2 protein-coding genes are annotated in these 15,877 nt (G+C 59.3%); both read right to left on the bottom strand.

The features are described 5' to 3' along the window. A partial coding sequence (locus HZB23_10685; protein ID MBI5845121.1) for a hypothetical protein occupies positions 1-13,829 on the bottom strand: 13,829 nt, incomplete at its 3' end. Between the two features lie 4 nt (positions 13,830-13,833). Beyond that, entirely contained in the window at positions 13,834-15,876 is a 2,043-nt protein-coding gene (locus HZB23_10690) for a hypothetical protein (protein ID MBI5845122.1), read from the bottom strand. Between the last annotated feature and the right edge of the window lies 1 nt (position 15,877).

The raw sequence follows: 15,877 nt of genomic DNA on the forward strand, positions 1-15,877 counted from the left end.
CGGAACCGCTTGAAATTGGTCCAGTTATCCGTCTGCTCCTTCCAGAACTCCCAGGAGTCCTCCCAACCGTTTATAAGCATCTGCAAAAGCATGGTGGTCGCCACCGAGCGCACAAGCACCTTGGTGAAAAACTGCCGGTAACGCGCGGGCATTCCCGGCGGGGGCGCAATGTCGCCGATTGCCCGGCTGATTTTTTCGTTTAAGCCCGGCACAAGGCCCGTCACCATGCGGAAGTTCGATTCCGTCCAGTCCGGGGCCAGAAGCAGCAGCCGCGCCGCTTTCTGCAAGGTCGGATTTCTGCCCATGCGCCCCAAGTGCAGGCCGCCGAAGTCCTCGTTGATAAGGCGCGCCGCGATCTCGGCGACCTTGTCCGCGTCCGGGCGCGGCCCCTTGCCTTTAAGGTGCGCGTCGTGCCGCTCCTGCAACAGGTGAACGTACTCGTTGACGAACGCCTCGGCCTTGAGCCCCGCGAAAAAGCGCCCGAAAAGGGATGTCTCGAAATTCTCCCGGCCCCGCCTGATGCCCCGGATAACCTTCACGGCCCGCTCAAACCCGGCTGATTCCGCAAGGCTTTCCACGATGCCCGGCATGGAGCGAAGGGCGCTCTCGTTCCAGTCGGCAACTTCACCAAGGGTCAGTCCGTTTTTGACGCCCAGGGTGATGAGGGGGTGATTGTCCATTATCTTTTGGAACCCGGCCTTGTACGCCGAAACCGGGTTGACGCCCGCGCTCTTGTAAACCCGGCCCGTCATTGGGTCCTTCATTTTGCGGCCCGCGATCCATCCGTGATTCACAGCAAGCGCCCAGCTTCGCGTTCCCGCCATGTGATGGAAAAAGCTCGACAAAAGTATCCAGCTTTTGAGGGACGCATTGAACCGCGCAAGCCACGAGGCCCCCGGAGTCTGCCGGAAAAGCGCGTCAATGGCCGTCATCTTGTTTATCATTTCGGCAAGCTCGGCGGGCGCGTAAAGGTGCCGCTTTTCCCACATATCCGCCACCTCATGCGTGGGGCGGTGCTGGATAAAGGCCTTGCTCCAACCCTTTTGCGCCGCGAATTCCTTTGCTTCCTCTTCGGTGTCGAAAATCCGGTAAGCCCGCTCATTGCCCGCAAACTTGAACAGCGCCCATTTCTCCGGCACATGCCGCACCGGAGCCACGAAAAACGACCGCGTTCCGTAGGTGTCTACCATCAAAGCCGATGCGTCGTCAGGCCCGGCCCCGGCGCTTGCCGACTGCCCCGTCCATTCCCAGACCGAAAAGCCCGGCGCTTCCAGCTTCGCGTATCCGGGGCGGTTGGAATCCGTATCAAAAAGCCGCCGCCCTTTCGCGTCGCGGGTTTCGTAGCCGTTTTTCAGAAAATCCTTATGCGCCAGAATGGTTTCAAGCTCTTCGGCATAGGTCCCCCAACTGTTGGTGAGGCCCTTTACGCCAAGCTCGTACCCGGCCTCCCAACCGTCCAGAATTGAATCCAGGCTCCGCTTTTTGGCGGCGGTGGTGGAAACCCTGAACCCGTAGCCGCTCCCCGCGCCCGAAAACTCGGCCTTTCTTTTTTCCGGGAAGCTCCATATCCGGCGCACGTAGTCGTCGGCAAAGCTCTGAATGACCTTGTTGGCCTTGGCCACGTTAAAGGCGTTCGTAAAGCGCCGCCCGATCTCATCCGCCAGGGCCTTTTCTGAGTCCGTCAGGCTTTCCACCCGGTCCAGAATCGCCAAGTGGTCCTTGATCTTGAGCTTCTGCTTTCGTGATGTAAGCGGGCTCATCATCTGTTTTTTTGCCCAGGCACGATGCTTTTTGATCCTGCCAACATCGCCCTTCACGTCCCGCCAGACCATGAGGGCCATGTCCAGAAGGTCGCTGTCCGTGTTCCGTTTCCACTCATCAAACCCCACAACCTTCTTGCCCAGAAACTTCCGGCTTCCTGCAAGCTGCTGAAGGCGCTTCTGAAGCCTCATCACGTCCGTCCGGGCCTGCTGAACCCCCACGTCCTTCTGCTCAAAAAGCCGGTTGGCGTAGCTGCGGTTCTGCTCAAGGTCCCGCGTCAAGGAAGGGCCTGTTGGCTTGACGGTGGAAAAATCCACGGAGAGATTCCTGCCAATGGCCGCCTCAACCACGGTCGGCCTTCTGGCCTGAACCGCGCCCCGCTCCAAGTCCCGCACCACGGAAAGCCCGGTTTGCGTAACAAGGTTCACCAGGGCGTCCGCCCAATCGGCCAGCCGTTGCAACACCTGCCCCACAAAGGTCTTGCGGTCGAAATCCCTTTTTGCAAGCGCCCATTCCACGTAGCGCGCCCGGTCTTCCTTGCCGCCCAGGAGGGCGTCATCCTTTTTTCCGGCTTCGTCAAAGGCGCTCGCAAAGGGGAGCTTTCCAGCCTTGTGCAAGCCCTTCACCGTGGCGCTCAGGGCCTCGATCTCATCCTTTGTAAAGAGTCCCAAGTCCTCCAGGCCGTGGGTCGCCTCATGCGCGAAGGTCCATTTATCCCCGGCCTTTTTTGAAATCGTGATCCGTCCGTCGCGGTACTTGCCCTTCACCACCTCGCCCGTTTCAAGCTCCCGGCCACGGCTGGCCTTAAAGCTCACCGAATCCGCGCCGATTTCGTCTACCGCCTCCACCAGAAAGCCCACACCGTCCGCGTTCTTCACGAACACCGCGCCGTCCGGGCTTCTGCCCACGCTCCAACCGGCCTGCTCCGGGAAAAATCCCCTCACTTCCCGGATGCTGATATCTGCCCAAGGCGCGAAGGCATCACCGTCAAAGGCCCCGGTAATGTCCCCGGTGGAGAAATCCGCGACCGGCAAGTGGCTTGCAATCCCAACCGCAACAGCCGCTTCCGCGTCGTCAGCTTCTTCCGGCTTTTCTCCAAGCCCGGCCAAAAGCTCATCATCGCTTTTGTCGTAATAGGCGACTTCGCCCCCAGGCTGGCCGTCGCCCGCCACCAGCACGTCCAGGGTCACGCTTCGCAAGGCGTTGCGCATCCCGAACATGACCGCGTCCATCATTTTCCGGTCCGGCTCAACGTCCGGCGGCGCGTTCTTCCCGGCCTCCTCAAGGGCCGCGTTCACTTCACCAAGGCGCTTTTCGGCGGACTCAAGCAGGCCCTTTTCCTCAAAGGGGATTTCGGCGTTTTTGGCGTAATCCGCCTTTTCCCTTTGCAGGTTTTCAAGGCGCTTTTGAAGCCTCCTGTCCTTGCCGAAAACCGGGGCCGCCTCGCGGTTTTCAACGAACTCCAAGGCACCCTTGGCCGTTGCGTACTGCATTCCTTCCCTGGTGTAGGCCTTTTCGGCTCCGGGTATCCCGCTAAAAACCACCGTGGCCTTGCCCAGGTTGTTCACCCCGGCTATGGTTTTTTGCTCGTTACCGTCCTTGTCCGTGAATGTGGGCAGGAAAAGAGCGTCAACCTTTATCTCGAAAAGTCCCCCTATGCGGAAGGTTGCCGTTTCGCCGGGAAAGCTGTGTTTCTCCCGCAGGGCCTTTAGTTGATCTCTATACTGGCTCCTGGTTTCCTCTTTTTGGGAGTCCAGAATCTTCTTTTCAAGAACCGCTTCCTGGAACTTGAAGTCGTCAAAATCCCTTTTGGTGTAGTTTTTGAAATGCTCCAAAGCCTTTTTGCGGTTCTCGGCGTGGAACTTTGCCGCCAAATCCAAAAATTCCTTGCGGCCAAGCTCCCAGCCTTCAAAGGTAATGGTTTTGGCCTTTATGTCGCCTTTTTCGTTCTGCCCGAAAACTGCGCCGTAAGCCTTTTCCGCAGTCACGGCTTTTTCTATTTTGGGAGCAGCCTCCTCGATCTCCCGCTTGGTTTGGGCCAGCATCCGGGCCGCCTTTGAAACGCCCATCTCCCAAAGGGATTTTTTCACCTTAAGATCGTTCACTTTATGGGCAAGGTCGTGCTGCTCCCATAAAAGGGGGTTTCCCGCCGCCGCCGCGCTCATCTCTGAAAAGCTCAACTGCTCCGAGCTTACCGGCTCAGTCATGGTGCGGCTCCATTCCTCGGACCCCAGAATCTTGTCTATGAACCGCTGCTTTTTCTCCAATATCTTGTAGAAGACCGAATCAAGGGACCGATCCACAACATAGTTGGTGATCTTCACGATCTTGTTCATGTTACCAAAGCGCACCAACCGCCCGTTGCGCTGCTCGAAAAGCATGGGGGTGTAGTTCACGTCAACGTGATGAACCCGCACAAGCCTGTCCTGGATGTTGACTCCAACCCCCAACGACTCGCTGTGGCCGATTATGACCCTGGCCTCGCCGCTTCTGATCTTGTCGAACATCTCATTTGCGGCCTTGTCGGTCTTGGCCTCGCTCCGAAGCAATATCTCGTGCCTCGGCACCCCTTTTTGAACAAGCAGATTCCGTATTTCGTCATAGGCGTTGAAATATCCGGGCGTGCCTTCGCCCGACTGGTAAACGTCCAGAAAAACCGCCTGGGACAATCGGTCCTTTTCGGTTTTTTTCCAGGTATCAAAAATCTCGTCCGCAACGTGAAAGAGTTTCCCCTCCTTCACGTCCGCGAACCCGATGGGATCCACCAGCCTCAAATCAATGGCCGCCTTACGGGCCAGAGTGTTTATCACCACCGGCACCGCCGACGAGTCCCGCTTGTCCTGCCCGCTAAGTTTTTCCCACGACTGCATCACGCGCCGCAAGCCCGCTATGAACATGCCAAGCCTGTCCGAGCGAGGAATGACTTTGACTTCCGGCTTGCCGCCCTCGATCTGAGGCAGGTCAAGGCCCGCGTTGGCCGTAAGCATTATGTCGGTTCCGGCCTTGAACATGGCCATTAGTTCCGGCATGTTGGTGTAGTCGTTGAACCGCTCCACCCGCTTGATCTGGCCGGTGGCCGTTTCCTCCAAATCGCTTGTGGTGTCGCAGAAGGCCGCCGCGAAGGCGTCGAAGCTCCGGGCGTGATACTGCGCCAGAACGTCCGGGCGCACGTAGCGCATCATGGTCCAAAGTTCTGCTATGGTGTTCGATATTGGCGTTCCGGTCGCCAGCACCACGTTCTTGCCGCCGGTTTTGCCCTGCACCCACCGCGATTTCAAAAGCAGCGTGTCGCCTCGCTGGGAGCTTGATTTATCAATGCCCTTGATCCGGGGCATCCGGGTGAAAAACTCGCCGCGTTTGAAGGCATGCGCCTCGTCAATCAAAAGCGCGTCAATCCCAAGGTCCTCAAAATTGAGGATTCCCGGCGCAACCTCGCGGGCCATGAGCTTTGCGAGCTTTTTCTTGTAGCCGTTAAGTATCCCTTCAAGCTCCTTTACGGAGGGGGCCTTTTTCCCGGCGCGTTCCCGTTCGGCGATCACTGCGTTTTCGGCCTCGTCAATGCGGGCCTCCATCATCGCCTTGTACCGCTCCTTGGAGTCCGGTATGGCCTTGAACCAGTCGTGGGGCACCACAATGGCGTCCCAATCGCCCGTTGCGATCTGGGACAAAACCCGCTGCCTGCCCTTGCCGCGCTGGGTGTCGTCCGGGATCAAAAGTTTCGCCTGTGGGTAAAGCTGCGCGAACGCGCTTGCGTACTGGCCCACGGTGGAGCCCTGCACCACTATAAGAGGCTTGCGGGCGGTGCCAAGTCGGCGCATTTCCATGGCAAGGGTTACAAAGATATTGGTCTTGCCGGTGCCGACCCCGTAAGCCAGGAGCACGGATTCCTTCAAGGCCCGGCTGACGGCGCGCTTTTGAAGGTCGCGCAACTTCACATCATGGCTGGCCCCCGGATAGTGCTCGATTGCCGGAGCCGCAACCTTTTTGGTCACGAAACGGTTGATCTTGTCGTTGTATTGGGCCGCCACGTTCGGCCCCCATTTTTCATGCCCGGCAATCCAGGCGTTGAAGGCTTTCACAAGCTCCTTCTGCTTGGCCACGGCCCCCTCGGTGGCTTTTTTGTTCAGCACCTGCCGCACTCGCTCTTTGCCCGAATCGTCCGTATACGGCACCGGGTCATGGCACACCGGGCGCTGCTGGTTAAGCGACATCCTCAAAAAATCGTCCGCCGAAAGGGAGCCGCCGCTCCACGTAAACTCCCAGGAATCGCTTTTTACCTGATCCCCGCCAAAGCCCTTTGTAAGAACGTGGGTCACGCGCTCGTCGTTGACGCTTCCCAGGCGACTCACCGAAACATCATCGAGGCCCAAAACCTCGGAGCCGAAATCCGTGTAAACGTCAGTGTCAATCCATGTTGCGCCGGGCCTCACCGCTATCTGGCCTATGGTAAGGTCAACGGGCAGAACCCTTTCAAGCGCCAGCGCGTTCTTCTCGTACCTGGTTACGTCCTTGGCGAGCTCCCGGACCTGCTCGAACTTGGCTTTTACGTCTCCCGAAAGATACTCCGAGGCCGACACCCATCCGCCCGTGGCCGGGTCGGAAAAAACCTCCGGGCTTTCCCAGAAAAGGCTTTCAATCTCATCCTTTGTCTTTCCCATCACCTCGGCAACGTAGCCCGTGTCAAGCTCGCCGGTCATGGCGTATGAAACCGTCACGGCGTCCCCCACGCTTTCCACGTTCTGGGGTGTCCTGGTAGGGAACATGGTGCGGCGCGAAAGGCATTCGGAAGGAACGTACTCCACCACGTCCTTGAATATTTTGTCCCCGTTCGCGGCCCGCGCTTCCTCCTTGTGAACCTTCGCCGTCTCAAGGGCGGCAACCGAAACGTATTCGGTGTCAATCTTGCGAAGAAATGAGCCCCCTTCGTGAAGGCGCTTGTGGTCCCGCACAAAGGCGTCGTAGTGGGTTTTGAGCGCCTTTCGGGCGCTTTCGACTGCGGCGTCCGGTGCGTCCGGGTCCAGTTGCAGGCGTATGTAATCCTTGAAGGCCCTTTTGATGGCCATGTACTTTCGGGCCTTGTCGCGGGCCTGCTTTGCGCCGCCTTCTTTGTCGGAGAAAATTTCGGCCTCCCGCAAGGTCCCCTTGGCGGCATCGCCCCGCGTTATGGTGGGCTCCGCGTATTCGCCCTTCACAACGGTGTAAAACCTGCCGTCAACCTCTACAAGGCTTCCTTCCTGATCGCCGGGCGAGGCGGGGCGGCGGTTCACAATCTCGCCCTTTTCGATCTGGCGGCCCTGCTCCATTATGCCGGGCGCGAAATTCCCCACAGCCCGCGCCAACTGCTCCGCAAAAGGCGCGTCCTCCTTCGGGAAAACCGTGTATTCCTTTTCGTCCGCCTGCCTTGCGTGCATCTTGCCGCGCATGGAGTGGGTCCCCAAGACCATTTCAGGATGCTCGGCGAAATACTTGTTAATGGTTGCGGTGTTGCCCTCTTCGGGGATGTCGATTTCCACGGTTTCCAGGAATGACGGGTTATCCACGCTCGCCAGTTGGTCCCCGCGTTTTTGGAACACCAATATGTCCGTCACAACCTCGGTTCCGGCGTTTGCCGCAAAGGCCGTGTTGGGAAGCCGCACACCGCCAACAAAGGCGGCCCGCTGGTGCAAAAACTCCCGAACGCTCATGTTGCTTTTGGCGTTCGCGGTCCAGGCGCTTGTAATGGCGATAACAAGCCCGCCGGGGCGCACTGCGTCCAGGGATTTGCCGAAGAAATAATTGTGCAGGCTCCACCCGCCGTAAGCTGGCCGGGAGGCGTCGTAAACGCTGCTTTTTTGCGCAAAGGGAACATTCGTGATTACAAGATCGAAGCCGTTCATGCGCCGGGCTTCTTCAAAGGGCGCGACCTGAACATCGGATGCGGGATAGAGGGCCTCAAGCACGGCCCCGGTGAGGCGGTCTTTTTCAACGGCGGAAAAGCGGGATTTTTCTGCAATGTCGCGCGGTGCCAAGCCGATGAAATGCCCGGCTCCGGCAGCGGGCTCAAGCACACGCCCGCCCGAAAACCCAAGCCGCCGGGCAAGGGTCCACATGGCCCCTATGACTTCCCGGCTGGTGTAATGCGCGTTTTGTGTGGATTCGCGGGCGGAGTTCCACTCCTCCTGGGTCATGAGCCCGCCGAGCAAAGGATGCAGGGCGCGCCCGTATTTCCTTTCCCATTCAAGGTATTTTTCAAGCCCGACGGAGCCCCGCCCGAAAAAGCCTTCGGGAGTCTCGTCCGGGTATTTTTGTTTGAAATCCAGGAACTTGGTGAACCTGTAATCAAAAACCTTCTGGGAAAAGGCCCCCCATCCAACAAACTTTGCAAGGGCCTTTTTTTCCGCCGGCGTTGCGGGCCTGCCTTCGGCCTTCACGGCCAAAGCCGTGCGCAAAGCCTCGATGTTCGCCGTTATGCGGGGCTCCACACCGCCCACAACGATCTCATCATCGGGCGCTATTACGTGGTTGACACCCTGTTTTCCTCCATGTCCTTTGCCGCTTCCCGGTCCACCCAGGCCCAAATCTCTTTTCTTTTGGCCTGCGCCAGGGGCTTCGGCGGTCTCACCGCCATCAGGGCCGGGCCGTCGGAGGGCGCTATCACCGCGTACTTGTACTCTATCGCCTGATCCTCGTCCGCGCCCCGTTCCTTCACCCGGTAGTAGCTCACCATCGCCCGCTGCACCGCCTGCACCACCTGCCTGTCGAGCCTTGCCGGGTCCTCCTGGAACATCTCCCATGTCTCCGCCGGATAGTTGTCCAAGAGCCAGGTCAGATGATCCCGGTACTCCGCCCTGGTCCTTGGTTTCTCGATCTCCACCCGTATCAGGTTGCTCATTTGCGGCTCCTTTCGCTTCGCTTTGTTTGTCGGAAACAAAGCGTTCTATATACGGTTTTATGCCCGCACCCAAGTTAACAATTAAGAACGAGAAAAATTCCTTGGCGCTCTTGCCCGCCGCCCGGAACGCGGCCAGGGACTTTTCAAAGTGCGGCTTGGCTGCGGCGTAGCTTTCCTCATCAAAGCCGCCGATACCGGGGAAGCTTTTGAGGCCCCCGCGCGATCCGCCCGCAAGCTCGTAAAGGGCCGTCAGGGATTCCTCAACACCCGTCACGCCCTGCTTTGCAGCCTCACCCAGAAAACCCGCAAGGCTCTTTTTCGGCCCGGAAATTTCTTCCTTATCCGCCTTGGGAACGAACTTCCGGCCCGTCATCATTGCGATTGCGCGGCTTTGAGGCGCAGGCGAAGGCGCAGCGGATTTCGATTCGTCAGGGGCGCTTTCGGGAAAGACTGCGTCAGCCTCAAGACCGGGAGAGCCTTCCCCGTTTGAAAGACTGCCCGCCCGCTCCACGACGTCAGCCACAACGGTGTCAGGGTCAAAGGGCTCGACGGGAAGAATTTTTTCCTGCTTCTCGTCAAGAGCCGCCCGCCGGACCGCGCTTATTATGTCGGAAAAAACGCCCCGGATTTTCGCGCCGCTTCTTATGTTGCGGTCGATAAAAAGGGCCAGGGCGCTAATGTCGCGGGGGAGATAGTCGGTTTCCTCGAACATCCGGCCCTGGTCCACCATGTCAACCACCAAAAGCTTTTTGGCCTTGGCCTTACGAACAATGGAAACGGCCTCGATGATCTTTTCGTCAATCCGGGAGCCCTTCAAATCCGGGCTTGCAACCTTGGCCTGCACCATGGCCGGAGCCGTGGCCATCAGGGCGTTCAAAAGGTTTTTCTGGTCAGGGTCGGTTTCCTCGCTTATGGCCTCAAGGTATTGGTCCCCCCAGGCTTTCACAAAAACCACGTTTTTCACGCGCTCCAAAAAACTCTTGGTCACGCTTCCGTCCGCGCCAACCATACCGGCGGCGGCATTCAGGCCCACCTTTTCGGCCACTCGCTGCAAAAATCCAAGGTTTGCGCTTGCGCCCACGTCGCCGGATTCGGACGGATGAAACAGCAACAAATCCTCGTCCGTAATCATGGCGGCGTCCGAAAGGGCCTGCTCGGAGCGCGAAAGCGCCGCGCCCTCGCTGTCGTTGGCAAGGCGCGTGAACTCCACCCGGTCCTTCACTCGGCTCTTGCGAACACGGACCAGGACGGGCCGCCTCGTTTTCAAAACCGCGCCCGGATCAAGGCCGAAGTCCCCGGCGTTTTTTACAAGCCAGTCCTGGTAAGCTGAAGGGTCGGAAATCGAGCCGTAACCGCCCGACTGGTAGGTGATCCCAAGGGCCATGACGCGCCCGTTGCCAGCCTCAACCACCATGTCAGGCCCCACGATGGGAGCCCCAAGGGTGACGCTCGGTGAGGCTCCCAGCTTGGCCGGAACGAGCCGCCGGGCGATTTCAAGAACCTTCAACTTCATGGTTTCGCGCTTGCGGTCGCGGTTTTGCAATTCGGCGGGATAGGCGGGATTGGTGGAAAAATCGGTGTTGTTGGAGACGTTGAGCCTGTCAATGGGCGCGACCGCGTACCGGAATTTTACGGGCTCGTCGCTTTCGGGCAGATAGGTTTCGCCTTCCTTGCCCCAGGCTTCGGCGGGAATACCAGCGGATTCGGCCTCGTCCGTTTCATCGGTTGCCGGTTTCGTTTCATCCTTTGCGACTTTCGTCCCGGCCTTTGTTTCAACCTTCTCGGCCTTTTTCCGCCATGCCGCAAGGAGCGCCGCCATCTTGTCGGCCTCTTCCGCGTGCCACCGCGAATCCCGGTCATGTGCCGCCTTGTTTTTTAATGTTCTGGCCCGCTCCGCGCTTTCCCGGAAGGACTTCGCCCTTTGCCGGGCGAACGCGACCCCGCGCACAAGATCGTCTTCGGTCTTGTATTTTCCATCCTCCAAAACGTCGCGGTAAACGTCCGCCACGGGGATCGCCGGATCGTCGGGTATCATCCTTTCAGCGCCGACCGCCTGGACAACCACCCCGTTATCGGACTCCACGGTAAAAATATGGCGGACCTCCGAAGCTTGGCCACCCAACACGCCCTGCATCCTGTAGCTTTCGTGCCCGGTTATGGTGCCGCGCCGCCAGGGCTTGCCGTCCTTTACCAGAATCACGCGGTCGCCCTTGTCAAGCGCCTTGGACTTTTCCTCATCAACGGCAATGTCCGGCAGATCGTCGCGGCCCTTCAAATCAACAGGCTGCAAGGCGGCCTGCGCGGGCTTTTTGCCGGTAAGCATCTGCATAGCAGGGCTCACGGGCTTTGATGCAGCCTGCCCGGCGGGCTCGCTTGGATTGGTTTCCTTGCCCGAAAGAGCCTTCAAAATCCTGTTGGTGGGGTCGGCGTCGCTATAAAAGCTCCAGGCTTTTCTCGGCCCATACCAGCGAGCACCCAGGCTTTTAAGCTCCATCATGTGGGTTTTGGTGTTGCCGGTCACTTCCCAAACAGGCTTGCCCTTTTTGGTGGTCGCCCTGGTGACGTTAAGACCGTAATCAGCCAATGATCCGGTTTGCTGCGCGGCGGGCTTTTTGCCGGTAAGCATCTGCACTGCCCGGCTTGGTCCGGGCGCTTTTTCCTTCTCCGGGGCAGGCTCGGCAACCGCCTTGCCCTCAGCTTCCCTTGCCGCCTTTTTCGCTTCTATCTCGCCCGCAAGCTCATCCAGAACGCTTGATAGCTCGTCCGGATGCTCGGCAAACCACGCCAGTTCGGCGTCAATGTCAGGCTTGGCGGTTTCCTTTTCAGACGGAGCCGGTTCTGCTTCCTTTTTCCCGGATGTAGCCCTGGCTTTTTTAAACGCCTCAAGGTCGGCCCGGACCTCATCGGTTCCTTCGCCCTCGAAATAATCGCGTAGCTGTTCCGCTGTGTCGAAAAATATCGTCTGCGGGCCATCATTATCCAGAATATAGGCAAGCTCAGGGCTTTCAACACCGTCAACAACGGTGCTTCCGCGCCGGTAAGCCTCAAAAAGCCTGTCGAATTTTTCCTTTCCAGCATCAAGAGCCTTTGGCTCAGGCGCTTCTTCAATCACCGGCTGAACAAGGGGCTGGTCTTCGCTGTCTTCGCGGCCAGGAGCGGGATTTTCAACGGCCCCATCAATAACCTGATTCCCGGAGGCCTCCGTGCTTTCCACATCCTGCGGTTCCGGGTCATATTCCTCCATCACCGGCTGCTCGCGCCTCATAAACTCCGGCGTTTCATATACGTATTTGTCATTCAAGGTATTCCAGGGGGTTTCCCCGACTGTTTCGCCCTCCTGGCTTTCCTCAACCGGGCCATCCCAAGCTGGTTCTTCATAAGCATCAGCAATGGGTTCATGCGCTGGAACGGGCATCGGGCCGTACATTTCTTCGGCAACCTGCCGGGCGAAAACATCCGTGGGCTCCTCGCCATCGAAACGCGCAAGCACCCCATCCCAACCTTCGGCGTCCTCAACGTCGCTTCTGATGAATGCCTTCTGCCCGGCGGACAAAAGCGCCGTGGTATCGCCGGAGGAAACGGCAGCCTCGGTTTTGGCCTTGCGGGATGCTTGCACAAGTTGGGCCGCATCGTTCACGGAGCGCGCCACCGAATTTTCGCGCAGGGCGGCCTTGCGGTCGGCTTCGCGCCTGCCTGCCGCTTCCTTGCCGATTTCGGTCACGGCCCCGCCTGTCCCTCGCATGGGTCCGGTGGGAAGCGGAATCCCGTCATCAGAAACCGCCGATCCCAAAAGATCGTCAAGGCCCTCCTTGGCCGCGTCAACCGCCGTTTCAGTCGCCGCCTTCCTTGCCTTGGTTTTTTTGCTCCAGGGGAAGACCCGAAAATGTTTCGTTTCGTAAAGTGGCTCCCGGCCACGCAGCAGATTCAGCCGCGCACCGGGCTTGCCCATACCCGAAAAATCCTCATCAAGGGGCACGGCTTCGCCTTTTCGCACAACCTCTGTGGCGCTTTTTTTCCAGGCAGCGCTTACAACGGGGGATTCCTTTTTTATGGCGTCCGCAACAAGGTCAACCGCCCAAAGCCTGTCCTTTTCGCTTGCAGTGGAATCGGAAAGATAACGGGCCGCCCGGCCTTTTTCCCTGTGGGCTATTACAGCGCCAAGCCCACCGAAGATAACGCCGGTGACGGCTGTTGGACCAAGAACATCAATGGCTGCTGACCAGAAACGGTCATCGCCCATGTCAACCGAGCGGCGCACCTCCGCCTGAACGCCCGCCGTGAGGGCCTCGCCGGTCATTTCGGTTGCGGCTGTTCCTGCTATTCGCCCGGCCACCTGCCGCGCCCTGGTCGCCAGAAGGCTTTGAACGCCAAGTTTAAGGCCCGCCTTGCCGGGCCTTGTCAGGGGTTTCAAGACCCCGGCTGTGACGCCCTCAAGAAGGTCCGTTGCGAACTCGAAACCTCCCTCGGCCAGGGCGCTTTGAGCCGCCGCGCCCGCCGCCGTTTCTTTGTCAATGCCCTGGTTGTGGGCCTCCTCCATGAAGGAATCGAATTCCGAAAACCCGTAGACAGTGCCGCCCGAAAGGGCGAACGCGCCCACGGCACCAACCGGGCCGCCGATCACCGCGCCCGCAATCGTTGCAGGCCCCTGGGTGGTGAGGCTCTGGCTTGCGCTTTTAACTCCTTCGGTAACCCACCGGCGAAGGCCCGTTCGGGCCTGTTTGCTGGTCTGCACAGCCGGAGTGTCGTAGGAAAAATCCGAAACAGATTGAACCGCCCGGTCAAGAAGTCCGCCGCCTTCCTGTTCGTCGCTTCCACCCGTCACCGCCTGCAAGGCCCGAAGGCCCGTCTCCACACCCTTAACCGGCCCTGAAATCACGGCGGCTCCAACGTCTTTGGCAAAGCCGCCCGCTCCGGGCCTGTCCGGGGCCGTGTCCTCCATGTTGGCGTCTATAAAGGAGTTGCGCCGCCGCCTCATGGTATCCTGGTCGTAGGCCGGGGGGCGGCCCTTGGGGTTTTCCCACTGGTCGAAAAAAAGCCCCAGGGATTCGCGCTTTTTCGACGGCTTTTGCGCCTGGAATTCGGGTGAGGCGGTGAACTCCGACAAAGCACCGGTTTGCCGGTCGTAGTCGGCCTGACTTCCGGGAATCAGTTCCTCAAGGTAGTCGTCCAGGCTGCTGTTGTAGAAACCGCGCGGCATATCGTTATCCCTTTATCGGCTGGCCAACGGGTATCATCCCGGCGGGGCGTTTCACCGGCTGCGGGCCGTAATTCAAAATCGCGTCCATGGCTTTTTGGATTTCGCCCTCGTGGCCGCCTTTCCGGGCCTTGTGCAGATTGCGGCCAAGGGCGACGGCAACGGAGCGCGGAAGTTTTTTCAGGGCCATTTCGGTGCGGGCCTCCTTCTGGCTTCGCTCGTAGCCCTTTTCATCGGCGGGTATAACATCGGGCTGGTGTCCGGCCTTGCCGGTGGGTTTTGCGGAAGGCGGGGGCGTATCCGCGCCGCGCCCGTAATAGTCGGCGCTCAATTCCTCTGCGGGAATGAAGCTCTCCCTGAACTTGGCGTATCCGGCGGAAGCGCTCTGGGCGGTTCCTTTGCCCTTTTTGCCTTCATCTTTCTTTTCACCGCCGCCCGAATAAGCGGCCCGATCCACTTCGTCCATGGCCCCCCAGGCTTTGCGGGCGTCGGACTCCCACCCGCTTACGCGCTTTTCTATCGTTCCGTTGAAATAGGGCGATGCCTTGAAAGCCGCCTGCACCGTGGCCGCGCTTAGGGGAGCCGTCCCCGCGCCTGGAAAGAGCGCCTTGAACTGTGCGGCTGCTGCGGGGCCGAACCCGTATTCTTTGATCCAGCCGTCAAGGGTTGCGGATTTCGGATGTTTGCCGGAGGCCGAACCGCCGTACCCGCCACCGCCGTTCGCGGCCCTGTAGTCAACATTTTTGCGGGTTTCACGGCCTTGGGCCGCAATTTCGTCAAGCCTGTCCTGCTTGGACTGCCTGCGTTCCTTGTCGCGCTGGGCTATGGCGCGGGTCTCTTTTGCGCGGTCCCGGACCTCATTCACCACTTCGCCCCACTCTTTGGCGTCCGGCAAGTAGTCGAGGTTCGGATACCGGCTCTTTATGGCGGCCTGCTCATCCTTGGTAAGCCCGCCTTCCGAAAGCCTCTGCTTCACGGGTTTTCTGGTGCGTCCGTCCTCAATCTGCGCGCCGATTGCCGTTGAAACATCTATTGCTTCGGCCCGGATAACGAGTTTGCCCGTGTCGCCCTTGTAATGGGCAAGAAACTTCTCCTTCGCTTCGGGCGTCAAAAGGCTTGCCCAATAGCCCACGGGCCTTGTCTCGCGGTTGCTGCCCGGAAGATCACGCAGCCTTTTCACCTCATCGCTCACCCGATTGATGTTCACATCTATCGTTCCGAGGCTGTCCGGCCCCCAACCGTTGGCCACGGCCTGTGAACGAAGGTCATACAGAAGGTCCAGCCGCTTTTGCTCGAAGGGGAGCGGATCCGCCGCGTACGCCTTTCGCTTGGCCGTAGCTTCGGCCAGCCTTGCCTTGGCCTTCTGAACCCCTGGAGAAACATTATCAGCGTTTGAGGACGTGCGCGGGTCATTGCCGGTTGCGTCGTTTGCTCCTGGAAGCGAAAAAGCGGCGGCAATGCTGCGCGGATCATTGGCCCCCACGTTTGGGGATGCCGGATCATTGCCGCTTGGAATGCCGCTTGACGGAGCGTTTGCTCCGGGGGTGAGGGCCTCTTCGGACTCGGCGGCAGAAAGCCCGGCAACGGCCTTTGCGTGATCATCCTCAAGTTTGCGGCCCACGTTGGTTTTCCCGGCCATTATGGCCGCAAGCCGACCGCCGAAGCGCTTCTTCATGTCGCCATTGCTTACGAATTGCCGGTCGGTGCTTACCGGGTTGCGATACTTCCACCGCTTTGTTTTGGGGTCGAAATCGGCCTGCATGACTTCGGAAAAATCGCCCAAAAAGTCAGTGGCCGCGTGAGCCTGATCCAGGGGGTCATCGCCCCACAAGTTGCCCGCAAACGGCTGGTTTTCCATTTGAAGCTCGGCAAGCTCGGCTTCACGGCGCGGCCTTTCGTACTTGTCGAAAAGGGCGGCCTCGGTTTCGATCTGCGCCTTTTTGAGCCCAAGCTCGGCCCGCTCATTCTGCGCCCGGCCAAGGCCCGCCACGCCCTGCGTAATGGTATCGGCCAGCGAGGCATAAGCCCGCCCAACGTCCCAATCAGCCATT

This window comes from Deltaproteobacteria bacterium (assembly GCA_016235345.1).
GTDB lineage: Bacteria > Desulfobacterota > Desulfobacteria > Desulfobacterales > Desulfatibacillaceae > JACRLG01.